Source organism: Streptomyces sp. CA-111067, assembly GCF_050956065.1.
Lineage (GTDB): Bacteria > Actinomycetota > Actinomycetes > Streptomycetales > Streptomycetaceae > Actinacidiphila.
Window position 1 is genome coordinate 5354969 of sequence record NZ_CP192103.1, and the last position, 26358, is coordinate 5381326.

Consider the following 26358-nt stretch of genomic DNA (forward strand, 5'->3'; position numbering starts at 1 on the left):
AGGGTCGTCCTCGTAGTGGGCTACTCGGACGAGCCCGACAACGCAGTGAGCGCGCGTGCCAGGCGTCGCGGGCTGGGGGCACCTCCCGGACGAAGTCTGGGGGAGGGATTTGTCAGACACGGCCCCAGGCGGGACGGACAGCTGAGCGCGGGCCGTCGCCGTCAGGCGGCCGGCTTCTCCTCCCGGCCCGGCTCCGGGAGGAGGAGCCCCAGGGCCAGCGCGATCGGCGGGACGACGGCGAGGGAGGCCAGGGCGCCCCGGGGGCCGTGGGCGTCGGCGATCACGCCCAGCACCGGGGAGATCAGGCCGCCCACGCTGACCCCCAGACCCAAGGTCACGCCCGCCGCCGTGCCGGGGCGGGCCGGCAGGTAGTCCTGGCCCAGCTTGACCAGCACCGCGAACGGCAGGTTGAGGCACACACCGGTCAGCAGCGCGAAGAGCAGCGGAGCGCCGCCGCCCGGGGTGAGCAGCAGCCCCGCCAGCATCGGCAGCATCAGCGCGGCACCGAGCTGGACCGTCCGCACCATCCCGATCCGGTCGGCGAGCCGGCCGCCCAGCAGCGTGCCGCCGACCCCGCCGGCCAGGAAGCAGGTCAGCGCGGCCCCGGCCAGAGCGCGGGAGGCGTGCAGGTGCCGGATCCAGTACAGCTCGATGAAGGTGTTCACCCCGAAGAACGCCACCGAGCGCACCACTTCGACGCAGGTCAGCACGGCGAACGGCCGCCACCGGTCGGCTCCGGTCCGCACCGAGCCGGGGGCCGCCGCGTCCTGCCGGCGGCGGTGCCTGAGCAGGACGAACGCGGTCAGCGCCGCCGGCGGGATGAACAGCGCCGTCGCGCCCACGCCCCAGGCGATCAGCGCGGGCGTGGCCAGCACCGGCGCCAGGAAGAAGCCGACGCTGCCGCCGGCGGCGAAGACGCTCATCGCCGCCGCGCTGTCGCCCGCCGAGTCGCGGGCCGCCTTGCCCGCCGACGGGTGGAACATCGCCACGCCGAGCCCCGACAGCAGGATCAGGCACCACACCGCCCAGTACGACGGCATCAGCCCGGAGAGCCCAAGACCCAGACCGGCCAGCGCCACACCGGCGGCGGCCAGCCAGCCCAGCCTCATCCGGTCCACCGCGAGACCGATGAACGGCTGCGGGATGGAACTGCCGAGCGTCGCGGCCAGGGTGAGGCCGGAGGCGGCGACGTAGCTGTAGTGCCGGTCGAGCACGAAGTAGGGGACGGTCGCCGGGACCAGGCCCTGGTAGAGGTCGTCGACGGCGTGCGCGATGCCCCACATCCGCATCCGCCGCCAGATGCCGGGTTCGGCCCCCGACGTGGGTTCCCGGCCGCGCGCGGACGGCGGTTCCGGAGTGGGATCCGCAGACGGGGTGGACGGTTGCGGTACGGGTTCGGTCAGCTCGGTCATACCGCCAGCCTGTCCGGGGGCGGCCGCGGTCGGCCACCGGTAGTCTGCCTGTTTATGCCGCCAACCCGCCAAGCAGCGACGACGGCCGCAGAACCGTCCGCCGGGCCGCCGCCAGGCCAGGGGGCGGTGCTGCGGCTGCCGCTCTACGGGCCGACCACCGCGGAGCTGACCCACCGCGAGCGGATCGAGTGGCACTTCCACGCCAGGCACCAGCTCGTGCACCCCAGCCGGGGCGTGCTGCGGGTGTCCACCACGGACGGCACCTGGGTCGTGCCGCCCTACCGCGCGGTGTGGATCCCGGCCGGGGTCGCGCACTCCCACCAGGCGCACGGTCCGACCCGGATGCGGACGCTCTCCTTCGCCGCGTCCGCCGACCCGCTGCACACCGAGCGGCCCGCCGTGCTCGCCGTCGGACCGCTGCTGCGCGAGGTGATCGTCAGCCTCACCGACGAGGTCGCGCACCCCGTCCGCACCGCGCGGCAGTGCCGCGCCCTGGAGCGGGTCGCGCTGGACGAGCTGCGCCGCGTCGACGCGCTGCCGCTCGTCCTGCCCACCCCGGCCGACGACCGGCTGCGTGCGGTGGCCGCCCTGCTGCACGCCGATCCGGCCGATCCGCGGTCGCTGGCCGAGCTCGGCTCGGCCGTCGGTGCGGGCGAGCGGACGCTGAGCCGGCTGTTCCGCGCCGAACTGGGGATGAGCTTCCCGCAGTGGCGCACCCAGCTGCGGCTGCACCACTCGCTGACGCTGCTGGCCGCGGGGGCGACGGTGACCTCGGCCGGGACCGCGTGCGGGTACGCGAACACCAGCGCGTTCATCGAGGCGTTCAGGAACGCGTTCGGCAGCACGCCGGGCCGCTACCGCGACCCGGAACCGTGACGGCCGGCCGCAGCCACGCCCGTCCCGCCGCAACGGACCTCACGGTCTACGGAATGTGCTCGGTGTCCGACTCCGACTGGAAGCGGTAGCGCATGTCGCGGATCCAGGGGGCCATGTCGCGCTCCTCCGGCGCCGTGCCGCCGTAGATCTCCGGCAGGTAGCGGGCGAACTGGCGGGCGTTGGGGAAGGACCCCTGGTTGCGGACGTACTGGCGGTAGGCGGCGAAGAACGCCTCGTCCATCGGGATGCCGTCCGGCAGGTCGAGCCCCGGGGCGGGGTCGGCGGGGTCGGGGAGAGGCTCGGGTTCGGGCTCGGGTATCTCCTCGGCGCGCGGGGCCGGGATCGTGCGGCCGTTGCGGCCGTTCTGCGGCGCGCTGCCGCCCGCGAACCCGTTGCTGTGACCGTTGCCGCCGCTGTTGCCGTTGCTGCTGCTGCCGTTGCCGTTGAGGGGCGCGAGCGGGGCGCCGCCCAGCGGGCGGGTGCGGTTGGGGCCGGCCGGGACCCTGATCTGTGACGCCGCCGCCTCGGCGGCCGCCTGCGCCGCCTGGGCCTGCTGCTGCTCGTACGCGGCCTGCGCCTGCTGCTGCTCGTACGCCTGCTGGCGGAGCTGCTGCTCCTGCTGCGCGAGCGAAACCGGCGCCTGCCCCTGCCCCTGCGCCTGCGCCTGCTGCTGCATCTGCTGCTGCGCGTACAGCTCCTCTTCCTCGCGCTGCCGCTCCTGCGCCGCGTACTGCTGGGCCGCGAACCACGGGCTGTCGTGCGGCGCGCCCTGCCACTGCTGCGCCGGTGCCGCGGCGGCCTCGTCGTACTCCTGGTGCCCCTGGGCGTACTCCTGGTGGTACTCCTCGTACGACGGTGAGGACGACGGCCGTCCCGCCGGCTGCTGCCCCGGTGCCAGGGCCTGGGCGTGGGCCTGCGGTTGGGCCTGCGCCTGCTGCGTCCCGTCCGCCCCGGCCCCGTCCGCCGCGACGCCGACACCAGCACCTGCGGCCGGATCGGCCGCCAGCTGCCCGCCCGCGTCCAACTGCCTGACCGGCGACAGCACCTCGATGCCCGCCGCCTCAAGCCCGGCCTCCGCCGTCTCGGCGAGCGGCACCCCGTACTTCGCCAGCCGCAGCGGCATGATCGCCTCGATCGGCGCCCGCCGCCGCCACGCCACCCCGTACCGGGCGCGCAGCCGCGCGCGGTAGACCAGCCGGTCCTGCTCCCGCCGGATGACCTCCTCGTACGACCGCAGCTCCCACAGCTTCATCCGCCGCCACAGCTTGAACGTCGGCAGCGGCGCGAGCAGCCAGCGGGTGAAGCGGACGCCCTCCATGTGCTTGTCCGCGGTGATGTCCGCGATCCGGCCGATGGCGTGCCGCGCGGCCTCCACGGAGACCACGAACAGCACCGGGATGATCGCGTGCATGCCCACGCCGAGCGGGTCGGGCCAGGCCGCGGCCCCGTTGAAGGCGATGGTGGCCGCCGTCAGCAGCCACGCGGTCTGCCGCAGCAGCGGGAACGGGATCCGCAGCCAGGTCAGCAGCAGGTCCAGGGACAGCAGCACCACGATGCCGGCGTCCACGCCGATCGGGAAGACGTTCGCGAACCAGCCGAAGCCCTTGTCCAGGGCGAGCTGGCGCACCGCGGCGTACGAACCGGCGAAGCCGATCCCGGCGATGATCACCGCACCGGTGACCACCACGCCGATCAGTATCCGGTGAGTCCGGGTCATACGTATCGCGGCCACCCGCGACCCTCCCGCCGTTGGCAACTGGCGGCCCCAGACTGTCATACGGGACCGACGGCGGCGGTGCCCACCGCCGAACGGGGGACGGACAATTGTACGAATTCGGGGCGGGAGGGGCGGACGGAGCGGCGTCCGGGAAGCCGGTGGCCCCGTCCACCGAGAGGACTACGAGCCGACCGCCGCCACCCCCGCCGCGAGGACTACGAGCCGGCCGCCGCCACTCCCGCCGCGAGGACTACGAGTTGGCCGCGGCCACCGCCGCCACCGCGTCCTTCGCCGCACGCAGCGCACCGTTCGCCACGGTCGTCGACGTCGGGTTCTTCTTGCCCTCGAGGCCGGCGCCGTTGAACTCCACCAGCACCACCACGTTCCCGGTCCTGGCGACCACCGAGTCGTTCTGCGACGTGACCTTCGCCACGGTCGCCTTGCCGCCCACCGAACTCGCCTGGTCCCCGATGCCGTCCGCCACGCTGGTCGCGCTGCCCGGGATCGCCTTGCCGGCCTCCGAGACCTGGTCGGCGTAGTTGCTCTGCGCCTGCTCCTCGGGCGAACCGAGCCCGGGCGAGGCGGTGAACCGCTGGAAGGACACCGACAGCCAGCGGTACTGGTAGCCGTCCGACCCGTTGCCGGTCCACGAGCAGCCGCCGCGGGTGACGGTGTCGGAACCGGCCGCCTTGCTGCCGCCCGCGTGCTTCACCTTCGGCACCAGCGCCGAGACCGTCTCCTTGGTGAGCGACGTGCAGGCGTCCGGCAGCTTCGCGTACTTCGCGGGCTCGGGCGCCGGGGTCGCGGAGGTGGTCGTACCGGAGGACGACGCCGCCGAGTCCTTGCCGCCGCTCGACGCCGACGCACTCGCGCCGGCGCTCGAACCGCCGTCAGAGCCGGAGCCGGAACCCGAGCCGGAGGAGGAGCAGCCCGCCAGCAGCACCACGGGGACGGCCGCGCAGGCCAGCATCGCGGCTATCCGGGCGGTGCGTCGTCGTCGTTCCATGGTCCTTGGCTCACTTCCGCGCTGCTGGTCACTGCTGCCGGTCGGCCATCCACCCTACGGGGTCGAGCCGTCAGCCCGTGACCTTCTTCTCCAGCTGCCCCGCCACCTGCTGCGCGCCTTTTTGCAGGTCAACGCTTGACGGTGACGGATCGTGCGGACCCGAGGACTGCGAGTACGACACGCTCACCAGGACGTTCGCGGTGCGGAAAACCAGTGACACATCACGGCGGTGGCCGACCGGAACGGTGTGCACGTGGTCGTTGATGAATGCGGTGTTTCCCACATTCATCAGCCGCCGCGGCGCCACCTCAGGGCCGTCGCCGGGCGAGCCGCCGGCCGCGTCGGTGCTCGCCGGCGGCGTGGTGGCCGACGGCACCGGGATCGACGCGGCCGACTGCTGCTTGTCGAAGTCGAGCGTGGCCTGCACCTCGTCGCTGACCTGCGGGTCGTACGACACCACCCGCTCCAGGTCCACCCGCAGCGAGATGCCGGTGCCGTCGCTGGCCGTACTCGTCCAGCCGCAGCCCACCCGGCGGTCCGTGTCGTACGTCAGGCTCTCGGTGCCCGCGTAGTCCTCCAAGCCCGGCACCAGCTTCTTCAACGTGCCCAGGTCGACGGTGCCGCACGGCTGCGGCAGCGTCTGGTACTTGCCGGGCGGGGCCGGCGAGACCGACGGGTTGCCGGCCAGGGCCGCGGCCTTGGCGTCGTCCGTCGCGTCCGATCCCGAACCGCCCCCGGTGCAGGCGGCCAGGCCGGCGACCGCGAGCGCGACCAGCGCGCCGGCGACGGCCGGCAGGCGGCGGGTGGACCTGGACCGCACGGGCGGGCCCCTTCCTTGTGGTTTCCTGCGCCGGCCGCTGCTCCGCTTTTGAACGGATCAGGCCGGATATGTTCATTTGCTGGTGAAGCTGACGGTAATTCCTTGGCGCGCGTGAGCGAACCGTGGACACAATGTCTACCGCACGATTCGCCAAAACCACCCCTCGGGGTGGCCCGACGGCTGGGGGGAGCTGTCATGTCGTACACAGAGGTACCCGGCACCCGCGTACCGATCCGCATGTGGGCCGACCCGGCCGGCGTCGAGGACGGCGCCATGCAGCAGCTGCGGAACGTCTCGTCGCTGCCGTGGATCAAGGGCCTGGCCGTCATGCCGGACGTCCACTACGGCAAGGGCGCCACCGTCGGCTCCGTCATCGCCATGCAGGGCGCGGTCTGCCCGGCCGCGGTCGGCGTGGACATCGGCTGCGGCATGAGCGCGGTCAAGACCTCGCTCACCGCCAACGACCTGCCCGGCGACCTGTCCCGGCTGCGCTCCAAGGTCGAGCAGGCCATCCCGGTCGGCCGCGGCCTGCACGCCAGCCCGGTCACCCCGACCGGCGCCCGCTTCCACGGCATGCCGACGGCGGGCTGGGACGCGTTCTGGTCCCGCTTCGAGGGCCTCGCGGAGGCGGTGCACTTCCGCGAGGGGCGCGCGGCCCAGCAGATCGGCACGCTCGGCTCGGGGAACCACCACCTCGAGGTCTCGCTGGACGAGGAGGGCGCGGTTTGGCTGACGCTGCACTCCGGTTCGCGGAACATCGGCAAGGAGCTCGCCGAATTCCACATAGGCGAGGCGCAGAAGCTGCCGCACAACCAGGGACTTGTCGACCGCGACCTCGCGGTCTTCATCTCCGAGACCCCGCAGATGGCGGCCTACCGCAGCGATCTCTTCTGGGCGCAGGAGTACGCGAAGTGGAATCGCGCCATCATGATGGCGCTCTTCCAGGACGTCCTGCGCCGGGAGTTCAAGAAAGCCCGGGTCGTGTTCGAGCCGGAGATCTCCTGCCACCACAACTACGTGTCGGAGGAGCGCTATGACGGTGTCGACTTGCTGGTGACCCGCAAGGGAGCGATCCGCGCGGGCAGCGGAGACCTGGGCATCATCCCGGGCTCGATGGGTACCGCCACGTACATCGTCCGCGGCCTGGGCAACACCGCCGCGTTCAACTCCGCCTCGCACGGCGCCGGCCGCCGGATGAGCCGCTCCGCCGCCAAGCGCCGCTACACCGCCCGCGACCTGGAGGACCAGACCCGCGGGGTGGAGTGCCGCAAGGACTCCGGCGTGGTGGACGAGATCCCGGCGGCGTACAAGCCGATCGAGCAGGTGATGGAGCAGCAGCGCGACCTGGTCGAGGTGGTGGCGAAGCTGAAGCAGGTCGTCTGCGTCAAGGGGTAGGAGTACGGGGGTAGTACCGCGGTGGTACGGGGTCCGGCCGGTCGGCCGGGCCCCGTCTGCTGTCCCCGGGCTGACGGGGATTTCGGCGGGGGCGTTCCCTGGTGGGGGGAACGATGGGGTAACGGGTGGGGGGATTGCGGGTCGATTACCATTTGAGGGCGGCTCGTTCGCTTCCGCGTTGATCGGGTGACATCATCCGGTGGCCCTGGAACGGACAAATTACGGGCTGCTTGTGGGTAACAACTGCACCGGGGGAAATCCGTGGCGCCCAGAGAAGTCTCCCCGCTGTCCACGGGGTTCGCCGGTCGGCTGCGGCCGTGGCTGCGCGCGGGGTGGGCGCGGGTCGGGCGGGCGCCCGGTGCGGTGCGGGCCGGGGTGCTTGCCGCCGTGGTGACGGTGGTCACCTTCTGCGCGGGGGATGCGGTCGCCCGGCAGTACCCGTTCGGGCATCGCGACCGGAACGTGAACGACCTGGGCAACCAGTTCGTACCGTTCCACGTCCACCTGTGGGACCTGCTGCACGGCCGGGCGGACGGCGGGCTGCTGGTCAACTGGCAGTCCGGGTACGGCACCAGCTTCCTGCCCGACTTCGGGACGTACGTCTCCAGCCCGTTCGCCCTCCTCGTCGGGGTCTTCCCGCGGGACCGGATCGACCTCGCGGTCTACGTCATCACCCTCCTGAAGATGATGACCGCCGCCGCCGCGATGGCCTGCCTGCTGCTCAGGCTGCGCCCGGGGCGCTGGTGGGCGGCCGGGCTGCTCGGCACCTCGTACGCGCTGTGCGGCTGGACGCTGATGCTGGCGTCGTACGACCCGATGTGGCTCGACGGGCTGATCGCGTTCCCGCTGCTGTGCCTGGTCGGCGAGTGGGCGCGGGCCGGGCGGCGGCCGGTCGTGTCGGTGCTGGTGGTCGCGCTGTGCTGGACGGCCAACTTCTACACCGCGTACATCGCCACGATCGGCGCGGCCCTGGTGCTCACCGCGCGGCTGCTGACCGACACCGATCCCGAATCGACCGTCCGCCGCAAGCTGTTCGCGGTCGGCCGTGGCGCGCTCAGCGTGGCGCTGGGCATCGGGCTGACCGCGCCGCTGCTGCTGGCGATCGTCAAGGGCGCGGGCCTGGCCTACCCCGTGACGCGCGGCTTCGACCCGGCGCCGCTGCCCGACCTGCTGGTACGGCTGCTGCCCGGCACGTACGGCTTCTCGACCCCGTCGCTCTACGTCGACACCGCCGCGCTGCTGCTCGCCTTCGTGCTGCCCTTCCACCCCCAAGTGCCGCGCCGCACAAGGGCGGTGTGGTCGGCCCTGGCGGTCGTCGTGGTCGCGTCCATGCAGTGGAACCCCACGCACCTGTTCTGGTACGCGTTCACCACGCCCAACGGCAGCCAGTACCGGCAGACGTTCGTCCTCAGCGGGGTGCTGGTGATCGCCGCGTGGCTGGCCCTCGCGCACGGGCTGCCCAGGCCGCGCCAACTGGCCTACGGGGCAGGGCTGATGGTCGCGGTCGTGGGCGTCGGCTGGATCGGCGCGGACAAGGATCTGGCCGGCCCGGGAACGTACCCGGGTGCGGCCGGCGGGCTGGTCGCCGCGGTGGGCGCGCTGCTGCTGCTGCGCCGCGCGGAGCGCCTGCGCCGGGCGCTGCCCGCCGTGCTCGCCGTCGGGGTGCTGGTCGCCGTCCAGTTCGCGCAGTCCGGGCTCAGCAACGCCTGGACGGACCGCAAGCGGGTCGCCGCGTTCGACACGTACCCCGCCTGGGGACAGCGGCAGACCTGGCAGGACGACGCCGTTCAGGCCGCCGACGGCTGGCCCGCGTACCGCACCGACCCCGGCCGCGAACAGACCGTCGGCAACGACCCGTTGGTGGTCGGCGGCCAGGGCGCGCAGTACTACAGCAGCTTCACGCCCGAGGTGTGGACGAACACCCTCGCGCAACTCGGCGGCGGCTGGACGTCCGACGGCCGCTCGTTGCAGAGCCTGGACAACCCCGTCACGGACGTGATCTTCTCCGTCGGCGCCCGGCTGCACAGCCCGCCCGCCCCGCACGCGCCGGGCCCCAACACCGGTGCCGCCACGGCCAAGGTGGAGCCGCCGACCGTCACCAGGCGGCAGGTGCCGCCGCTGGTCACCGTGCACGGTGCGGCGCCGGCCGGGTACGGCGAATCCCCTTACGCCAACCAGGAGTTGCTGCTCGGCAGCGACGTCTACACGCCCGGCCGGATGCGGGTCTCCGACCACCAAGGCCACCCGGTCCGGGTGGGCAGCGGCGGCTTCCGCGTCACCGGGACCAAGGGCGGCGGGCCCGGCAGCACGTACACGCTTCAGTCGTCCTGCCCGGCCGGCGACCAGATCTACCTGTGGGCGCCGTACGCGATGGCGAGCGTGCGGCTGCCCGGGCAGCCGGTGGTGCGGTACACCGGCCGCTGGCGCAGCCACCGGGCGGTGCTCCAGTCGCTCGGCACGGCGCCGCGCGGCGGGACGTTCACCGCGTCGGTGGAGATGTACGAGCCTGGGACGCTCGACGCGGGCGGCATCGGCTGCCTGAACCCGGCCCGGCTGGCCGCCGCCGAGCAGCGCCTCGCCGCGACCGCCGCCACCCGGGTGCACGTCACCGATGACGGGATCAGCGCCGAACTGCCCCCGGGTTCACAGGGGTTCGCGGTGATCGCCGCACCCGCCATCGAGGGGTGGACCTGCTCGGCGGGATCGGGCTCGCATCCCGCGCAGTCGTACCTGGGTCTGCTGTCGGTGCCGCTCGACGGGCGTACGACGCACGTCTCGTGCTCGTTCACGCCGCCCGGGCTGCACGAGGGCGAGGCGATCGGCGGCGCCTCGCTGCTCGGGCTCGTCGCGCTGGCCGGCTACGGGTGGTGGCGCGGCCGGCGGCGGGGGACCGGGGAAGGGGAGGGCGGTACGGGCGGCGGCCCCGGGGGTCGCAGTGTCGCGGGGGCGGAGCCGGTGAACGCGGCGCTGGGTTGACCGTCGGGGCTGGGCTGACGGTCGGGGGTGGGTTGACGGTCGGCGCTGGTTGACGGCCGGGGCTTGGCTGACGGTCGGGGTTGCGGCGGGTGGGCGTGCGGGGCGCCTTGGCGGTCTGCTCCGGTCCGGCCGTTCAACCAGTGCGCCCGATCCCGTCGTTCGGCGGTCGGCCCGTTCAACCGGGCTTGCCCGTCCGCCCGTTCAACCGAGCCCGCCCGTCCACCCGCTCAACCGGGCCTGCCCGTCCGCCCGTTCACGCGCCGGCCCGCTGCCGGAACGCGTCGGCATTGCGCGCGCACCAGTCGCTGAACGTCCGCAGCGGGCGGCCGAGCAGCCGCCCCGCCGTCTCGGTGCGAAAGCCGTCCGTGTCCGCGCGCATCGCGGCGAACCCCTCCGCGATGGCGGCGGCGAGCGCCGGCGGAGCGCCGTTCGGGAAGCGGGACTTGACCGCCTCCTCCGGGGTGGCGACATCGCGCACCTCGATGTCGCGGCCGGCTGCCGCGGCGAGGATCCGCACCTGCTCGGCGACCGTGAACACCTCCTCGCCGGTGAGCACGTACTCCTGCCCGAGGTGGCCGTCCTCGGTCAGCGCGAGGGCCGCGACCGCGGCGATGTCGGCGGGGTCGATCGGGGCGTAGCGGCCGGGGCCGACCGGGTCGAGCACGTAGCCGCCCTCGTGGATGGTGGGCAGCCAGTCGAGCGCGTTGGTCATGAAGCCGCCGGGCCGCAGGAAGGTCGCGGGGATGCCGGACGCGCGGATGACCTGCTCGCGCTCGTGGTGCCAGCGGCCCATGGCGGGCATCGGGTCGCCGAGGACGTTGAACGAGGACAGGTGGACGATCCGGCGCACCCCGGCGTCGCGGGCGGCGGCGACCGCGGCGGTGGTGTGGTCGAGGCGGATGCCGGGGGTGAGCAGGAAGAGGGCGTCGGCGCCTGCGAAGGCGCGCGGCAGGGTGGCGGGGTCGTCGAGGTCGCCGACGACGCGTTCCGCGCTCGGCGGGAGGCCGGCCGCGCGGGCCGGGTCGCGGACGAGAAGTCGCACGTCGGCGCCTCGCGCGTCGAGTTCGGCCGCCAGTTCGCGGCCGACGTTCCCGGTGGCTCCGGTGACCAGTAGCATGAGGGCTCCCAAGGGTCGTTAACCGGTTATCGAGTGCTGTCGGGGCAGACGTTAACCGGTTAATGATCCCGTCGTCAACCTGCGCTGCCGGCCGTCGGGCCGACTACCGTTGGCCCCGGCCGGCACCCCGGCCGTCCCGCCCCCCACCACCCGGAAGACCGCGATGCCCGAGTTCCTCGACCTGCACGGCAAGACGTCCAAGGTGCTGCGCGCCCTGGCGGACGCGGCGATGCGCCGGCACGGGCTGCACCTCGGGCAGAACCACCTGCTCGCGCTGCTCTGGGAGCAGGACGGCCGCACGCCCGGCGAGATCGCCGCCGCGCTGAACGTCACGACGCCGAACGTCGTCAAGATGGCCGACCGGATGACCGGCACCGGACTGCTCGTCCGGCGCCGCGACGACCGCGACAACCGCCTCGTCCGACTCTGGCTCACCGACGCCGGCCGCGCGCTGCGCGAACCGGTCGAGGAGGAGCGGCGGTTGATCGAGGAGCGCGTGCTCGCGGACCTCACGGAGGCGGAACGCGCCTGCCTGCTGGGCGCGTTGGCGAAGGTGCACCGGACGGGGAGCGAGCTGCTGGGAATTGGAAGGTTTGTTGACTGATAGTGGGCGGCGTGTTATTCAACACGGGAACCTTGGACTAGACCAACCCCCCCAAGTCTTAAGGACCCCCACATGAAGCACCGCCTCAAGCTGCTCGTCGCGGCCTCCGCCGCGGGCCTCGCCGGGACGCTCCTCGTCCTCGGCAACACCACCGCCTCCGCCGCCACCGCGGGCCCGATCACCGGACTCGGCGGCAAGTGCGTGGACATCGCCGCCGCGTCCAGCGCCAACGGCGCCCACGTCCAGCTCTACGACTGCAACGGAACGGCCGCGCAGAGCTGGACCGTCGGCAACTCCGACAACTCCATACGCGCGCTCGGCAAGTGCCTCGACGTGACGGCCGCCTCCACCGCGAGCGGCGCCAAGGTGCAGCTCTACGACTGCAATGGGACCGCCGCGCAGCAGTGGACGCCGAGCAACGGCCAGCTGGTCAACACCGGTTCGGGCAAGTGCCTGGACGCCACCGGCCAATCGTCCGCCAACGGCAACCAGTTGCAGATCTGGACCTGCACGGGCGCGGCGAACCAGAAGTGGACGCTGCCCGACGGCTCGGCGCCCCCCACCAGCCCGCCGCCCGGCGGCGGCCTCAACACCTCGGTCGCGCCCGGCGGGAACTTCAACCTGTCGGTGTGGGAACTGCAGGAGCCGGTCGGCTCACCGGGCTCGCCCACCACGATCTCGTCGTCCCGGCTGCAGGGTGCGGGCGGCTTCCAGGACTCGTACTTCTACACCGACGGGTCCGACGGGGCGATGACCTTCTGGGCCCCGGAGAAGGGCGTCACCACCCCCAACTCCAACTACGCGCGCTCCGAACTGCGCGAGATGAACACCAACGGCAGCGCCGCCGACTGGTCGCTCAGCGGCAACCACAAGCTGAGCGCGACGCTGCGCGTGGTGTCGGTGACGAGCAACGTCGCCGTCGGGCAGATCCACCTCGGCTCCGGCGGATCGTCCACCAAGCCGCTGCTGGAGCTGTACTACCACGCGAACGGCGACGTGGTCGTCGGCATCGAGAACTCCCCTGACGGCGGCCAGAACACGCACACCGTGGGCCACGTCGCGGTCGGCACGAAGTGGAGCTACACGATCGCCGTCTCGAACGGCAACACGCTCGACCTGACGATCAACGGCAGCACGACGCACTACCCGATCCCGTCGTCCTTCAGCCCGTACAAGCAGTATTTCAAGGCGGGTTCGTACAACCAGTCCTCGTCAAGCAGCACCACCAACGGGGCCCGGGTGGCGTTCTACGCGCTCACCGTCGCGCACGGATGACCGGGCCGATAACCGGCGTGGCCAAACGCCACGGGTAGACGGAACGGGTAAACGGAACGGTTAATTCACCGGAATATCCGGCGAGCCCGGGAGGGCGGGTCGCGGCACCGCGACCCGCCCTGCGCCGATGCCCCCGTGACGGTCATAACCATCCCTTAGTACGATCAGTTGATCGCAAAATCGCCGTCAACCGGGGGGATGACATGCGCAGCGTGAATCCGGTCGATCTGGAGCAACTGGCCACCCTGCTGGACGGGAAGGACCCCGCCAGCCTGAAGAACGGCACCGACTCCGTCTTCCGCAAGGCCGCCACCCTCGGAGTCACCGCGAAGCTCGGCGCCCTCCGCCCGATGGAGTCCTGGGTCACCGACACCGGCCCCGACCTGCGCCGCCGCGCCGCCACGATCAGAATGGACAACGGCGACCTGTCCGGCGGCCTGCTGTGGGCCGGCTTCACCCCCGACGAACTCTCCAAGCTCAAGGCCGGCGCGGTCACCCCCGAGGACCTGCTGCTGGCCAACTCGGTCGCCTCCAGCGACGACCCGAAGGCGTCCGCCTTCCACCGCAAGCCCGACGAGTCCCTGAACGACTGGCTCGACCGCCTCAAGGCGACGGCCCTGACGAGCATTCCGGGCTTGCAGCCGTTCGAGCCGGCGGTGCAGTACCTGATCGGCGCGTACGGCGACTGGGGCGCGGTCACGGACGCGTCGGGGAAGGTGATCCTGCACGGGACGGCGCTGACGAAGGTGCTGCTGGGCAACTCGTTCAAGCAGGGCTGGGGGAAGGCGTGGAAAAACTGGGCGGCGAAGGGGATGGCGAAGATCCCCGTCGGCCGGGTCCAGTCGTGGGCCACGAAGCTGGACGCGTGGAACCCCAAGATCCGCTCGCTGAGCGCGCCAGGCTCCTGGCTGCCCAGCAAGATCAGCGCCGGTCTGCAACGCATCCCCGGCCTCAACGGCTGGATCGGCGACCAGACCGGCACCGGCTGGGACATGCTGCGCCGCATGCCCTTCATGGACGCCGCGCTGCACGGAATCTCGGCGAATCGGGCCATCGACTTCCTCGTCGGCTCGGACAGCATGGCGAGGATATTCGGCGGCCTGACGCATTCCGGTCAGCCGGTGGCCAGGGCTGCCAGCGCCAACCTGTTCAGGGTCGGCAAGAACGTGTACACAGCGGCCCGCTTCGGTGACGAGGCGACAGCCGCCAGCCGCACCACCGCGCTGATGGAGGGGGTGGGCATCGCAGGCCGGACGTCGGGCGCGCTGCGCGGTCTCGGCATCGCCGGCAGCGCGGCGTCCACGGTCTACAGCGCCGTGAACGTGATCTCCCAGGGCAACCCGGTCAAGGCCTTCAAGCGCAACGGTGCCGGGTACGTCGCCGACGTCGCCGAGGTCGGCTTCAACGCCTCCCTGACCGCGGCCATGATCGCCCCGAACCCGGTGACGTTCGGCCTCGTCATCGGAACCGGCGTCATCTACGGCGGCGCGAAGATCGTCCAGCACTGGGGCGACATCTCCAAGGGCGCGAGCAAGGCCGCGGACTGGACCGCGAAGACCGCGAGCAACGTCGGCCACGACGTGGCCAAGGGCGCGAAAAGCCTGGCCAGCGGAGCGAAGAACGCCGCGAAGAAACTCAACCCGTTCAGTTGGTAGCGCCTCCGGGGTGCGGAGGAACCCCCGGAGGCGCGCCATAGGGTGGCAGGGCCAGGACGAGACAGCGGGACGAGAGACCGGAGAGAGGGGAGCACGGTGGGCGACTTCACGTTCGAGTTGGTGCCGTACAACAACGATGCCCAGCGCGGCAAACGGGGCACGGTCGGACCGTATGGAGACGTCCAGGCCTTCTACGTCAAGCCGGTTCGGGAGCCGCGGCAGGGGGAGCAGTTCCGGGCGGAGTTGGTGAGTGAGCACCTGCCGGAGACGTACTTCACCGGCACCGGGATGGGCGGTCAGCCCTCACTGGCCAAGGGCAGGATGCAGGTCGATCAGACGCAACTCGACGTGGCCTACAACTGGCGAGGTATCCGCCGCGCGTCGCGCGCGCTGCACCTGCGCTATGAGGACCGCGCCTACACGTACGCGGCCAAGGGGTCCCGGCAGGGCGTGGAGTTGAGCCGTGACGGCGCCAAAGTGGCCTTGAAGAACGGCACGTTCGTCTCCGGAGTCGGCTTTCACCGCGTCGGATCGACCCACGGTTCCGCGGATGAGGTGGACTTGGCCATCGCGCTCGTGCTGGAAGCAGTCGACGTGGAATCCCTGACGCTCGGCGGCGCGATCGGCGGGGTGCCGTTCAAGCTCCTCAACACCGGCGACGGCGGCGGGGAGTAGAGGGGATACACGGTGGGCGACTTCACGTTCGAGTTGGTGCCGTTCAACAACGATGCTCAGCGTGGGAAGCGGGGCAGGGTAGGCCCGTACGGGGATGCTCAGGCGTTTTTCGTCAAGCCGATTCGGCCGGCGCGGTCTGGTGAGATATTCCGGGCCGAGTTGGTGAGCGAGCACCTGCCCGAGGCGTCCTTCACCGCGCCCGGGATGACGGGGCAGCCGTCGCTGGCCAAGGGCAAGATGCGGGTGGGGGAGACGCAGGTCGAGGTGTCCTACAACGTGCACGGTGTCAGCCGCGCGTCGCGGGCGCTGCATCTGCGCTACGAGGACCGGGCGTACACCTACGAGTCCAAGCCGGGGGGCGAGGCGGTGGAGTTGCGCCGTGACGGTGCCAGGATCGCGATGGCCAACGGCAAGCACCGCCGTTACGTGGGCTTCCCCCGGATCGGAACGGCGTGGGACGGCGTGGACGAGATCGATCTGGCCATCGCGCTCGTGCTGGAGGCGGTGGAGGTCTCGTCCCTGTCGCTGGGCGGGGTGATCGCCATCACGCCCTGGCGGCTGCTCAACAGCCCCGGCGACGGCGGCGGGGAGTAGACGGGAGCCCAGCGGCCTCGTCGGTCGTCTCCCCGTTACGGCTTCGCCGACTCCTCCGGCTCCTCGGGCTCGACCATGAGATCCTCCACGTCCGGGAGCAGATCCGCGAGTTGGTCCCACAGCTCGCCCGATCCCGCCCGTACCAGGTGCAGTTCGGTGTCCGGGCCCACCTGGCCGGGGAGGATCGGCTCCTCGGGGCGTTCGCGGATCCAGTAGCCGAGCCGGCCGCAGTCCCAGACGGCCAACGCCCTGATCGCCGCGGCCCGTTCGCCGTCCTGCTTGGTGTCCCATGCCGTCGTGACGCGCCACGTGCAGTTGAGGGCGGCTACCAGGTCTGCGAAGACGTACAGCGCGGGCTCGGCCGGGCCGCCGGCCTCCGCGATGGCCTTGCGGGCGAGGCTCGCGGCCTCGACGAGTTCGATGCCGGGGGTGTCGCCCAGTGCGACGAAAGCGGCGTCGAGCACGCCCATCGTCGTCTCCACCCGGGCGACCGGCAGCTCCACCGGCTTGATGTCGCGCAGGTTGACCAGCCGGGCCAACTCCCAGACGAGACGGGCGGGTTCGACGGAGACGTACTCCGACTCCTCCTCGCCCGGCCAGCCGTCGTGCGCGATGACGGCCTCCTGGCCGACGATCATCCCGTGGTTCACGGCGCCGTGCTCACCGGTGACCTCGACCCGGATCATCACCATCGGGTCGGCGAACGCGCCGACGAGGTCGATCAGCAGCGGGGACAGCTCGCCCTCCGGGCCGACCAGCCCGATGTGCTGCAACTCCGCCAGCGGCTGGGCGAGTTCGTCGGGCGGCGTCTCGCGGTCGGCCAGGTGGCCGAGGACGGCGATGTGCTGGTCGGCGAGTCGGAAGCGCCCTCGGGAGCTGTCGTAGGAAGGCATCTGGTGTCGGCGCTTTCTGTCGGCGTGGCGGGAGCGGCGGGAGTGGGGGAGCGGCGGGAACGGGACGGCAGGCGGTCGGTCGATTGGTCGGAACCCGGGGTCCGACGCGACCCGGCGCGCTACTTCTTCTGCAGGTCCTTGGCGTTCTGCTCGCAGGTGAACGCCTCGTCGCGGAGGGTCTGCGCGGCGTGCTGGCAGGCGGTGTGCCAGCCGTTGATGTCGCCGCGGGTACGGTCCGCGTGCGGGCCCTCCCAGCCCTTCATCGTCTGGGTGGCGAACGTCCGCGCCTTGTTCGGCAGCGCCTCGACCTCCGCCGCCAGCCCGCGCAACTGCGCGGCCCGCGTGTTCAGCTCCTGCACATCCGGTGATCCCATGCCCGCGCCCCCTACGCCCCTCCGGCATCAGGCTTCAACGATAACCCGACGATCCGAGCGGGGGGCGGCCGGACCCGCCGCCGTCAGGACACGGACGCCGACGAGGACGCGGACGCCGGCGCCTCCTGAACCGCCGCCACCGCCAGCGCGTGCGCCCGCTCCAGTGCCTCGTCGGCGCCGCAGCGGACGTCCGGGGTGACGCCCGTGCCCTCCCAGTTGGTGCCGGAGACCGGGTTCTCGTCCCGGCCGACCGGGATCGTCGCCTCCAGGTGCGGGTGGACGGTCCAGCCCTCCCGCGGGTGCGCGCCGCCGCGGGTCTGCTCGCCGACGACGACGGCCCGGCCGAGCTGCTGGAGGTTGTACGCCAGCGCCTCCCCGCCGGAGAACGTCTGCGCGCTCGTCAGCACGTGGACGGGGCGGCTGCCGCCGAACCGCGGGCCCGGTACGTACGGCAGGCTCCACGTCTGCTCGGCGCGGTCGCCGTCCCGCCAGTGCATGGTGGTGAGGTGGGTGCGCTCGTCCAGCAGGTAGCTGCACACGAAGGCGACGGTGTCCGGGTCGCCGCCGACGTTGCCGCGCAGGTCGATGATCAGCGCGGAGCCGCGGGACGCGAGGGTGAGCGCGGCGGTCAGCGGCTCGGCGGCCCACTCCAGCGGGAACAGCATGGGCCCGAGCTCCAGCAGGACGACGCCGTCGGCCATCAGCTCCACCCGGGGCACGCCGCCCAGCGACGCGTCGAACTTCCGGCGCACCGCCGCCATCGTGGCGGCGCCCTTCTCCGCCGGGACGGGGTCCGGGTGGTGCAGCAGCCGCAGGTGCAGGTCGCCGTTGACGGACTGGAGGTCGGCGGTGACCCGGGCGGCGAGCTCCTCCGCGTCCTCGCCGACGCCGTAACCGCCCTCGGCGAGCCGACGGCGCAGCAGGGCCGCGATCTCGTCGGCCGGGCCGGGAAAGATGTAGTGCTCCCCGACCAGGCGCGCGGTGGCGTCCACCACGGAGGCGGGGTCCAGGGCGGGGGTGCCGGGGTCGGGGGTGCGGGCGGCCGGAGCGGCGGCGGGAGTCGTCATGGCACGGAAGTAGAGCACCGCCCTTGCGAAAGCGTCAAGAGAATTGGACACTTAGCTCATGGCCGACCCGGAGAACCCTGCCCGACCGCCGCAGGACGTCCAGGAGATCAGTACGCCCGAGCAGTTCGCGGCGCTGGCGCACCCGCTGCGGCAGCGGCTGCTGTTCACGCTGGGCAGCCGGCAGGCGACGATCAGCCAGCTCGCGGTGCGGCTCGACGCGAAGAAGGGGAGCGTGGCGCACCACTTGAAGGTGCTGCGGGAGGCGGGGCTCGTGCACGTCGCCGAGACCCGGCAGGTGCGCGGCGGCACCGAGCAGTATTACCTGCGGACGGCTCGGAAGATGCACGTGCCGGAGCCGCGCGGGCCCGGGACGGCGGCGATGCTCGGGGCGGTGGCCGAGGAGATGGAACGGTCGCCGGCGCCGACGACGCTCACGTTGCGGAACGTGAGGCTCAGCCCGGAGCGGGCGGGGGTTTTGGCGGGGGAGTTGGAGCGGCTCGTCGACGAGGCGGAGGAGGAGGGGGCGGCGCAGCCGGTGCACGGGGTTCTGGTGGCGCTCTACCGCCACGCGTCGCCTGCCGCTGAGGCTTCTCCGGGGTCGTGACCCCGGTGCACGGGGGCCGGGAGCGGGCGGCGCCCCGACGCGGTTCCCGGCCTGCGGCCCGGTGGGGGCTTGTCGCGCAGTTCCCCGCGCCCCTACGGGGCGCCCGCTGGCCGGGAGCGCCCGCGCGGCGGGAGCCGCAGATCGACAGCAGCCGCGCGCCGCTGGCGTGGCGCGAGCGATGGGGCCCGGCCGGCCCGGGCTTTTAGGGGCGCGGGGAACTGCGCCACCAGCCACAGACGGCCGGTAGTCCGGCAACTACAGCAACTGCCCCTTCGGGCCGGTGGCCACGCGCGCCACCGTCGTGGCTGGTCGCGCAGTTCCCCGCGCCCCTGGTGATGCCGGGGTAAGCCGCGCCCACGCGGCGGGAGCCGCAAATCGACAACAGCCCCGCGCCCCTTACGGGGCCCGTGCTCGCGCCCACGCGGCGGCAGCCGCAAATCGACAGCAGCCCCGTGCCCCTACGCGGCGCTCCCTCGCCGGGAGCGCCCGTGCGGCGGCGGCCGCAAGCTGCTCGGGGGCTATGGGACCGGGGGGCCGCCCAGGTAATTGCCGTGGGGGTCGTAGGGCCAGGCGTTGGGGATGCAGCCCTTCAGGCCGTCTATTTGCTGCATCATCGCGGGGGCCGGGCGGCCGGGGCCGGGGCAGGTTTCGTGGCCGTGGCCGATGCGGTGGCCGACCTCGTGGTTGATGATCAGCGCGCGGTACTCGGTCACCGGGCCGGTGAACTCCGGTGAACCGGTCTTCCACCGCTTCAAGTTGACGATCACCTGATCGCCCACGTCACAGTTGACCTCGCCGTGCGTGTGCAGCCCGGCCGCGCCGCAGATCGCGTCCACCGTCGCCGGGCTGGCGATCTTGACCTCGAAGTCGTGCGGGCCGCCGGACACCAGCTGGAACGCGTCATGCCCGTCGGCCGTCCAGCCGCGCGGGTCCGCCAGGATGCCGGCGATCTCGTTCGCCGCGGCGTCCGGGTCGACGCCGGTGCCCTGCTCGACCTGGACCTCGTAGCGGCGGATCTGGCCGCTGCCGACCGACTTCCCCGACGCGTCGGCCGTGTCGAAGACCCCGTTCCCCGGCGGCCAGGACGTGGTGGCCGACGCCCGAGGCGACTTCGCCGGCTTGCGGGTCGTGGCCGCCGGCGTCGTGCGGGGCGGCGCGGACACCGGTGCCATCGCGGGCGTCCCGGGTGGCGTCGACGGCGCCGGGAGCTGCGCCGACGCGTCGGTCCCGCCGCCCTTCACGAAAACCAGCACCGCCCCGATCACCCCGACGGCCAGCAGCGCTCCCAGCACCGCACCCCGCCGCGCGCCGCCACGCGACCGTCCCCGCCCGCGGGCGCGGCCCCGTGCGCCCGAACGGGCCGCCGCCCGCCCCGCACCGTGCCCCGCCGCCCGCCCAGGGCCACTACTCCGTGCCGACCGGGATCCCGACCCGCCTTCCGACCTTCGTGCCGCGCTCATGCCAGCCGACCCTGCGGCCCGCGGATGATGGCGGCTGGCCCGCCATGTGATCCTTCTGTAACGGCTGCCCCCGCCGGCCACCCGCGCCCACCCGGCCGGCGGCCCCCTCACGCATACTGACCTGCATGTCCCGCGTCCTGCTCATCGAAGACGACCCCGCCGTCCGGCGCGGCGTCGAGCTGGCGCTGCGGCATCACGGGCATGACGTGTCCGCCGCCGCGACCGGCGAGGAGGGCATCGAGCAGGTGCGCTCGTTCCGGCCCGACGTCGTGGTGCTCGACCTCATGCTGCCCGGCATCGGCGGCCTCGACGTCTGCCGCCGAATACGCCGGGACGACCAGGTGCCGATCATCATGGTGACCGCGATGGGCGACGACGTGGACATCGTCGTCGGCCTGGAGGCGGGCGCCGACGACTACGTCGTCAAGCCCGTACAGGCCCGGGTGCTCGAAGCCCGGATCCGCGCGGTGCTGCGCCGGCTGAACCCGCCCGCCGGCGAGACCGGGACGCCCCGCCCGGAGACCCACGGCGACCTGACCATCGACCGGGCCGGGCTGCTGGTCAGCCAGCACGGCGAGCCGGTGCCGCTGGCGCCGTCGGAACTGCGGCTGCTGTTGACCCTGTCGGCGTCGCCCGGCCAGGTGCTGAGCCGGCAGCAACTGCTCGAAGCGGTCTGGGAGCACAGCTACCACGGCGACATCCGGCTGGTGGACGCCTGCGTCAAACGGCTGCGCGGCAAGCTCGGCGAACTCAGCGGCGACGCCCGGCACATCCAGACCGTACGGGGCTTCGGCTACCGCTTCCGCTCCTCATGAGGACCGCGAAGGCCGGCCCGGAGCCGGGGCACAGCGCCGGGCAGCCGAAGGAGCACACCCGGTCCGCGCGTACCACCCGGTCCGCCACCGCCCGCGACCTCGCCTCCCGCGCCCTGCTCGCCCTGCGCTTCCGCCTCGTCGTCGGCTTCGCCATCGTCGCCGTCGTGAGCGCGCTGAGCACCGGCGCCCTCGCCTTCCGCGAGGCCCGCACCGGCGTGCTCCAGCAGAGCCAGGACGCGGTGATCCGGCAGTTCCGCGACACCGTCGACGGCGTCGCGCCGACCATCGACCCGGCCCCGGGCCAGGCGGATCTGGAGACGCTGGTCGCCGCCGTGGCCCGCGCCAACCAGTCGCAGGGCTGGCGGGTGCTGGCCACGTACGGCGGCCGGCGGGCCAGTTCGGTGCCCGGCGACTCGTTCCCCGAACTCAGCACGGAGCTGCGGCAGTCGGTCCGCGACCAGGCCGCCGCCGTCTTCCAGCGGGTGAACAACGGCGGCCACCCGGTCCTGGTCGTCGGCCTTCCGGTGACCTACCGGGCCGGCGACGCCCCGACGCTGTCCGGGCTCGCGGTGTACCTGGCGGTGCCGCAGAACACCGAACAGGGCTACGTCACCGCGATGATCACCGCGATCGAGCACGCCACCTGGTCTGCGCTCGGCCTTGCCGTGGTCCTCGCGCTGCTCGCCGCCCGCGGGGTGCTGCGCCCGGTGCGGGCGCTGCGCCGGGCCACCCGCCGGATGGCCGAGGGCCACCTCGACATCCGGCTCGCCGTCAACGGCTCCGACGAACTCGCCGACCTGTCCAAGTCGTTCAACGAGACCGCCGCGGCCCTCGAACAGTCGGTGACGGAGCTGCGCCGGCTCGAAGCGCAGGCCCGCCGGTTCGCGGCCGACGTCTCGCACGAGCTGCGTACGCCGCTGGCCGCGATGTCGGCGGTCACCGACGTCCTGGACGAGGAGGCGCCGCACCTGAACCGGGTGACGGCGGACGCGGTGCGGCTGATCAGCGAGGAGACCGTACGGCTCACCCGGCTGGTGAACGACCTGATGGAGATCTCCCGCTTCGACGCCGGCGCGGCCCGGCTCAATCTGGACGAGATCGACCTGGCCGAGTCCGTCCAGCGCACGCTGGCCTCGCGCGGCTGGCGCGACCAGGTGCGGACGGTGCTGCCACCGCCCGGACACTTGCGAACCCGGGTGGATCCGCGCCGGGTTGACGTCGTGGTCGCCAACCTGGTCGGCAACGCGCTGCGGCACGGCGCCCCGCCGGTGGTGCTGCGGCTGGGCGTGCGGGACCGGGAGTGGGCGGTGATCGAGGTGCTCGACGAGGGCCCCGGAATATCGGAGCAGGCGATGCCGCATCTCTTCGAGCGCTTCTACAAGGCCGACACCACCCGGACGCGCAGCGAGAGCAGCGGGCTCGGCCTCGCCATCACGGCCGAGAACGTCCATCTGCACGGCGGCCGGATCCACGCGGGCAACCGCGCCTCGGGCGGCGCCGTCTTCACCGTCGAACTGCCCCTGCACCGGCACTCGGAGCACGACCCGGCCGACCACCGCGCCGATCACCGCGCCGACACCCCGAGCGTCAACCCGGCCGACCACCGCGCCGACACCCCGGCCGACCACCGCGCCGACGGCCGGACGGAACCGGGGGAGCGCCGGTGAACCGCCCCCGCGCCGCCGCGCTGCTCACCGGCCTCGCCGCCGCCCTCGCCCTGGCGGGCTGCGGGGTGCCGCCTTCCGGCGTCATCCAGGCCGGCGACCCGGCGACCGGCCTCAGCCCCGGCCTGACCCTGTACTTCCTGTCACCGGCCGACACCCTGCGGGCCGTACCGCGCCCCGGCGACGGGGGCACGGACCCGGCCGCCGCCGTCCGGCTGCTCTTCGCCGGGCCCACCGACGCGGAGGCCGGACAGGTCCGCACGCAGCTGCCGCGGACGCCGATCGCGCCTCAGGTGTCGGTGCACGGCAGCACCCTCGTCATCGGGCTGCCCGGACTCGGCCCGCTCAGCCGACTCGGCGTGGACCAGCTGGTCTGCACCGCGACGGCGGCCTGGCACGGGCGCTCCGCCCGGCAGCCGGGCGGCCCCGCCACCGAGCCGCCCCTCCGGCCCGGAGGCAGTGGCGGCAGCGAGCAGGCGCCCTCCGCGGCCGAGCACGCGGGCCCCCCGTCGCCGCCCACCGTGACCCCCGTGCCCACCGCCGTCTCGCCGGTCGTGGTGGTGGTCAACGGGGACGGCTGGACCCTGCCGCGGAAGGAGCCAGACTGCCCTTCGGATCGATGACGGTCGGTGCGCGGCTGGGGAGGGCGATCGGCCGGCCGCCGCTGTCGAGGAAGGTGAGGTCGGGGTCCAGGCTGATCAACTGCGTGTTGTGCTGGACGAAGTACCACACGCCCCAACCGGGGTTGTCCGGAAGGGAGAGGACCGTACCCCGCACGGTGTGGCCGCCGACCGTGGTGACCACGGCCACCGGGGTGCGCGGCGCCCTGTACGTACCCAGGGCGAAGCTGTCGCCGAAGTTCTCCGGGTGATCGTGCGCCCTGAGTTGGGTGGCGAAGGACGGCGCCGGGCCGGTCTTCGCGTCGTAGCAGCTGGACGGACCGGGGGGCGCGGCGCCCTGGCAGTATTTCCCGTCCGCCGTCAGCCACAGCTGCCTGCCGTCGACGAGCACCTTCACGCCGGGGTCCACCGTCAACAGGCTGGGAGGCGCGCCGACTTGGCGGCCGTCGTCGGGCGGTGCCGCGGCCGGCAGCACCGCGTAGAGCAGCGGACCGAGCAACACCGCGCAGCACGCGGCGAGTCCGGCGACCCGGCGGCGGCGGGTACGGCGGTGCGCGGCCCGTACGACACCGGCCACGTCGGCCGGGAGGTTCGGCACCTCGCCCGCGAAGTCGTCGAGGGCGCGGCGCAGTTGGTCTGCCTCGGGGCTGGGGTTCATCGCTGCTCTCCAGACGGGATCGGGGCGTAGGCGGCGAGCGCGGGGTGACCGCGCAGGGCCGCCAGCGCGCGGCGGGTGTGGACCTTGACCGAACTGGGCGAGCAGCCGAGGATGGCCGCCGTCTGCTGCTCGGTCATGTCGTCCCAGTACCGAAGGATCACCGCCGCGCGCTGCCGGTCGGACAGTGACGCCAACGCCTGGTCGAGCGCGAGCCGGTGCTCGACCGTCTCCGCCTGGCTCCGGTGGCCCCGCTCCGGCACGAAGGGGGTGAGGAACTGGACCACCCGCCTTCTGCGCAGCCTGCTGCGGTGGTTGTTGATCAGCGCGCGCCGCACGTAGAGGTCTGCATCCTCGTCACGGATGCGCCGCCAGTGCGTGCACACCTTGGTCAACGTGTGCTGCAACAGGTCCTCGGCGTCATGGAAGTCGCCGGTGAGCATGTAGGCGATGCGCAGCAGCCGTCGCCACGAAGCCGCGGCGTAGGCGCTGAACTCGGCGTCACTGTCCGGTGTCACGCCGGCGTCAGTCGACCTGCGCGCCGGTGGCGAACGCCGGCTTCTGGGGTGCGACGGGGTGGCCGGCCTTGTCGTAGACGACGACGGAGGTGCTCTTGACGTACTTCGGCGCGGGGCCCAGGTCGGCGAACCAGACACCCCGGCCGGGGTTCCCCGGGAGCCTCAGGACGGTGCCCTCGTGCCACCGGCCGTCGTTGAGCCGGACCCGTACCCCTGCGGGGGTCTTGCCGCTGATGTAGTCGCCGGACACGAGCATGTGATGGTTGCTGGTGACGTCGGACAGTGTCCACTCCACCCGGGGCGACGGTGCCTTGGGGCCGCCGCTGCACGCGTAGACCGTCCAGTTGTGCGTCACCGGCGAGCCACCGTGTGAACTTGTGGTCGTCCTGCTCGCCTTCACCTTCATGAGCCCGCAGAGCCCGCTGTCCTTGCCGAGCCACACCGAGCGGCCGTTGGGCGCCCTGACCTTCTGGCCGGGCTTGACGACCAGGACGTGCGGCCGGGGCGCCCCGGCGGGGGCGTGGTCCGGGGCGTTGAGGGCGTAGGCGGCGGTGGGGGCGCCGATCGCGACGGCGGCGGTGCAGACGACGGCCGCGCGGCTGATCCGTTTCACGGGTGACTCTCCTTGTGTCGGGGCGAATCGCGTACGGGAGGGGCGCCTCTCCATCCCCTACTACGCGCTTTCGCCCCGGCCCGGGTGACACCCCTCGGCAACGGGTTCTGCGACGGGTTCTGCGACTGGTCCCGGCCCGGGCTACTGCTCCCGGTGCACCTTGTAGTTCGACGCCTGCGCGCGCGGGCGAACCACCAGCAGGTCGATGTTGACGTGCGAGGGGCGGGTGACCGCCCACGAGACGGTGTCGGCGATGTCCTCGGCGGTCAGCGGCTCGGCCACGCCCTGGTAGACGGCGGCGGCGCGGTCGGCGTCGCCCCGGAAGCGGGTGACGGCGAACTCCTCGGTCCTGACCATGCCGGGCGCGATCTCGATCACCCGCACCGGAGTGCCGTTGAGCTCCAGCCGCAGCGTCTCGGCGATCACATGGGAGCCGTGCTTGGCGGCCACGTAACCGCCGCCGCCCTCGTAGGTGGCCAGGCCCGCGGTGGACGACATGATCACGATCGTGCCGTCGCCCGAGGCGGTCAGCGCGGGCAGCAGCGCCTGCGTCACGTTCAGCACGCCGATGACGTTGACCTCGTACATCGCCCGCCAGTCGGCCGGGTCGGCGGCGGCGACCGGCTCGGTGCCGAGGGCGCCGCCCGCGTTGTCCACCAGCACGTCGCAGCGCGGCAGCGAGGCGGCGAACGCGTCCACGGCGGCCCGGTCGGTGACGTCGAGGACGTGGGCGGCGGCGCTGTGCCCGGCCGCGGCGAGTTCCTTGGCGAGCGCTTCGAGCCGGTCCGCGCGGCGGGCGGTGAGCACGACGTGGAAACCGGCCTCGGCGAGCTTGCGGGCGGTCGCGGCACCGATGCCGCTGCTCGCGCCAGTGATCACTGCGGTGCGGGTGCTCATGTGGTGCTGCCTTCCGTGACCGTCGGACGGTTCGTGTCGCTGGTTCGTGCTTCTGC

24 protein-coding genes and 2 pseudogenes are annotated in these 26358 nt (G+C 72.8%); 13 read left to right on the top strand and 13 right to left on the bottom strand.

From position 1 onward, the window contains the following. Nucleotides 1-161: 161 nt before the first annotated feature. A complete protein-coding gene (locus ACQPW6_RS23470) occupies nucleotides 162-1412 on the bottom strand; it encodes an MFS transporter (RefSeq protein ID WP_433891644.1) in 1251 nt (416 codons plus the stop codon). A 54-nt stretch (nucleotides 1413-1466) separates the two neighbouring features. Here ACQPW6_RS23470 and ACQPW6_RS23475 point away from each other — a divergent pair, with 54 nt between their 5' ends. Then, nucleotides 1467-2288, top strand: coding sequence for an AraC family transcriptional regulator (locus ACQPW6_RS23475; protein WP_433891645.1), 822 nt, complete (start codon nucleotides 1467-1469; stop codon nucleotides 2286-2288). Between the two features lie 46 nt (nucleotides 2289-2334). Here ACQPW6_RS23475 and ACQPW6_RS23480 read toward each other — a convergent pair whose 3' ends face one another. From ACQPW6_RS23480 to ACQPW6_RS23490, 3 genes are all read right to left on the bottom strand, one after another. Then, nucleotides 2335-4005, bottom strand: coding sequence for a DUF2637 domain-containing protein (locus tag ACQPW6_RS23480; protein WP_433891646.1), 1671 nt, complete (start codon nucleotides 4003-4005; stop codon nucleotides 2335-2337). Between the two features lie 250 nt (nucleotides 4006-4255). Further along, nucleotides 4256-5011 carry a DUF3558 domain-containing protein gene (locus ACQPW6_RS23485; RefSeq protein WP_433891647.1) on the bottom strand — a complete coding sequence of 252 codons (756 nt, stop codon included), beginning with the start codon at nucleotides 5009-5011 and terminating at the stop codon, nucleotides 4256-4258. Between the two features lie 70 nt (nucleotides 5012-5081). Further along, nucleotides 5082-5831 (bottom strand): hypothetical protein, encoded by a 750-nt coding sequence (locus tag ACQPW6_RS23490; RefSeq protein ID WP_433891648.1) that lies wholly within the window; start codon nucleotides 5829-5831, stop codon nucleotides 5082-5084. Between the two features lie 195 nt (nucleotides 5832-6026). Here ACQPW6_RS23490 and ACQPW6_RS23495 point away from each other — a divergent pair, with 195 nt between their 5' ends. Then, nucleotides 6027-7226 carry an RtcB family protein gene (locus tag ACQPW6_RS23495; RefSeq protein WP_433891649.1) on the top strand — a complete coding sequence of 400 codons (1200 nt, stop codon included), beginning with the start codon at nucleotides 6027-6029 and terminating at the stop codon, nucleotides 7224-7226. A 387-nt stretch (nucleotides 7227-7613) separates the two neighbouring features. Continuing rightward, nucleotides 7614-10202: a YfhO family protein gene (locus ACQPW6_RS23500; protein WP_433894635.1), complete on the top strand. Its 2589-nt coding sequence runs from the start codon at nucleotides 7614-7616 to the stop codon at nucleotides 10200-10202. A gap of 253 nt (nucleotides 10203-10455) precedes the next feature. Here ACQPW6_RS23500 and ACQPW6_RS23505 read toward each other — a convergent pair whose 3' ends face one another. Beyond that, complete coding sequence (locus tag ACQPW6_RS23505) at nucleotides 10456-11319, bottom strand: SDR family oxidoreductase (RefSeq protein WP_433891650.1); 864 nt, start codon at nucleotides 11317-11319, stop codon at nucleotides 10456-10458. A 163-nt stretch (nucleotides 11320-11482) separates the two neighbouring features. On the opposite strand from ACQPW6_RS23505, the gene ACQPW6_RS23510 reads away from it, so the two are divergent. The 6 genes and pseudogenes from ACQPW6_RS23510 to ACQPW6_RS23535 all read left to right on the top strand — a co-directional run bounded on the left by ACQPW6_RS23510 (nucleotide 11483) and on the right by ACQPW6_RS23535 (nucleotide 16122). After that, entirely contained in the window at nucleotides 11483-11923 is a 441-nt protein-coding gene (locus ACQPW6_RS23510; RefSeq protein ID WP_433891651.1) for a MarR family winged helix-turn-helix transcriptional regulator, read from the top strand. Between the two features lie 72 nt (nucleotides 11924-11995). Next, nucleotides 11996-12454: pseudogene (locus ACQPW6_RS23515) on the top strand (ricin-type beta-trefoil lectin domain protein); the annotation flags it as partial. Between the two features lie 66 nt (nucleotides 12455-12520). Then, nucleotides 12521-13198, top strand: a pseudogene (locus ACQPW6_RS23520) (polysaccharide lyase family 7 protein); the annotation flags it as partial. 203 nt (nucleotides 13199-13401) lie between these two features. After that, a complete protein-coding gene (locus ACQPW6_RS23525; protein WP_433891652.1) occupies nucleotides 13402-14853 on the top strand; it encodes a PE-PGRS family protein in 1452 nt (483 codons plus the stop codon). A gap of 96 nt (nucleotides 14854-14949) precedes the next feature. Beyond that, a complete protein-coding gene (locus ACQPW6_RS23530) occupies nucleotides 14950-15528 on the top strand; it encodes a hypothetical protein (RefSeq protein ID WP_433891653.1) in 579 nt (192 codons plus the stop codon). A 162-nt stretch (nucleotides 15529-15690) separates the two neighbouring features. Then, complete coding sequence (locus tag ACQPW6_RS23535; RefSeq protein WP_433891654.1) at nucleotides 15691-16122, top strand: hypothetical protein; 432 nt, start codon at nucleotides 15691-15693, stop codon at nucleotides 16120-16122. A gap of 35 nt (nucleotides 16123-16157) precedes the next feature. On the opposite strand, the gene ACQPW6_RS23540 is transcribed toward ACQPW6_RS23535, so the two are convergent. From ACQPW6_RS23540 to ACQPW6_RS23550, 3 genes are all read right to left on the bottom strand, one after another. Beyond that, nucleotides 16158-17015, bottom strand: a complete 858-nt coding sequence (locus tag ACQPW6_RS23540) for a hypothetical protein (protein WP_433891655.1) — start codon at nucleotides 17013-17015, stop codon at nucleotides 16158-16160. Between the two features lie 119 nt (nucleotides 17016-17134). Further along, a complete protein-coding gene (locus tag ACQPW6_RS23545; RefSeq protein WP_433891656.1) occupies nucleotides 17135-17389 on the bottom strand; it encodes a hypothetical protein in 255 nt (84 codons plus the stop codon). 83 nt (nucleotides 17390-17472) lie between these two features. Continuing rightward, nucleotides 17473-18456 carry a S41 family peptidase gene (locus ACQPW6_RS23550; protein WP_433891657.1) on the bottom strand — a complete coding sequence of 328 codons (984 nt, stop codon included), beginning with the start codon at nucleotides 18454-18456 and terminating at the stop codon, nucleotides 17473-17475. Nucleotides 18457-18514: 58 nt separating this feature from the next. Between ACQPW6_RS23550 and ACQPW6_RS23555 the strand changes: the two genes are divergently transcribed. After that, the gene (locus tag ACQPW6_RS23555; protein WP_433891658.1) at nucleotides 18515-19060 is read left to right on the top strand and encodes an ArsR/SmtB family transcription factor; all 546 of its coding nucleotides are present in this window, start codon (nucleotides 18515-18517) and stop codon (nucleotides 19058-19060) included. A 518-nt stretch (nucleotides 19061-19578) separates the two neighbouring features. Here the strand turns inward: ACQPW6_RS23555 and ACQPW6_RS23560 are convergent. After that, the gene (locus tag ACQPW6_RS23560; protein ID WP_433891659.1) at nucleotides 19579-20352 is read right to left on the bottom strand and encodes a DUF3152 domain-containing protein; all 774 of its coding nucleotides are present in this window, start codon (nucleotides 20350-20352) and stop codon (nucleotides 19579-19581) included. Nucleotides 20353-20645: 293 nt separating this feature from the next. On the opposite strand from ACQPW6_RS23560, the gene ACQPW6_RS23565 reads away from it, so the two are divergent. The 3 genes from ACQPW6_RS23565 to ACQPW6_RS23575 are packed head-to-tail and all read left to right on the top strand — an operon-like array spanning nucleotide 20646 to nucleotide 23622. Then, entirely contained in the window at nucleotides 20646-21335 is a 690-nt protein-coding gene (locus ACQPW6_RS23565) for a response regulator (RefSeq protein WP_433891660.1), read from the top strand. Then, entirely contained in the window at nucleotides 21332-23002 is a 1671-nt protein-coding gene (locus tag ACQPW6_RS23570) for an ATP-binding protein (RefSeq protein WP_433891661.1), read from the top strand. Before ACQPW6_RS23565 ends, ACQPW6_RS23570 begins: the two co-directional genes overlap by 4 nt. Beyond that, nucleotides 22999-23622: a hypothetical protein gene (locus ACQPW6_RS23575; protein ID WP_433891662.1), complete on the top strand. Its 624-nt coding sequence runs from the start codon at nucleotides 22999-23001 to the stop codon at nucleotides 23620-23622. Before ACQPW6_RS23570 ends, ACQPW6_RS23575 begins: the two co-directional genes overlap by 4 nt. On the opposite strand, the gene ACQPW6_RS23580 is transcribed toward ACQPW6_RS23575, so the two are convergent. The 4 genes from ACQPW6_RS23580 to ACQPW6_RS23595 form a co-directional block, all read right to left on the bottom strand. After that, on the bottom strand, nucleotides 23564-24277 hold the full coding sequence (locus tag ACQPW6_RS23580) for a hypothetical protein (RefSeq protein WP_433891663.1): 714 nt from the start codon (nucleotides 24275-24277) through the stop codon (nucleotides 23564-23566). The two genes, ACQPW6_RS23575 and ACQPW6_RS23580, sit on opposite strands and share 59 nt — an antisense overlap. Next, nucleotides 24274-24792: a SigE family RNA polymerase sigma factor gene (locus ACQPW6_RS23585; RefSeq protein WP_433891664.1), complete on the bottom strand. Its 519-nt coding sequence runs from the start codon at nucleotides 24790-24792 to the stop codon at nucleotides 24274-24276. The genes ACQPW6_RS23580 and ACQPW6_RS23585 overlap by 4 nt, the downstream gene beginning before the upstream one ends. 7 nt (nucleotides 24793-24799) lie before the next feature. After that, entirely contained in the window at nucleotides 24800-25405 is a 606-nt protein-coding gene (locus ACQPW6_RS23590) for a hypothetical protein (protein ID WP_433891665.1), read from the bottom strand. 141 nt (nucleotides 25406-25546) lie between these two features. After that, nucleotides 25547-26302 (bottom strand): SDR family NAD(P)-dependent oxidoreductase, encoded by a 756-nt coding sequence (locus ACQPW6_RS23595; protein ID WP_433891666.1) that lies wholly within the window; start codon nucleotides 26300-26302, stop codon nucleotides 25547-25549. Nucleotides 26303-26358 lie beyond the last annotated feature (56 nt).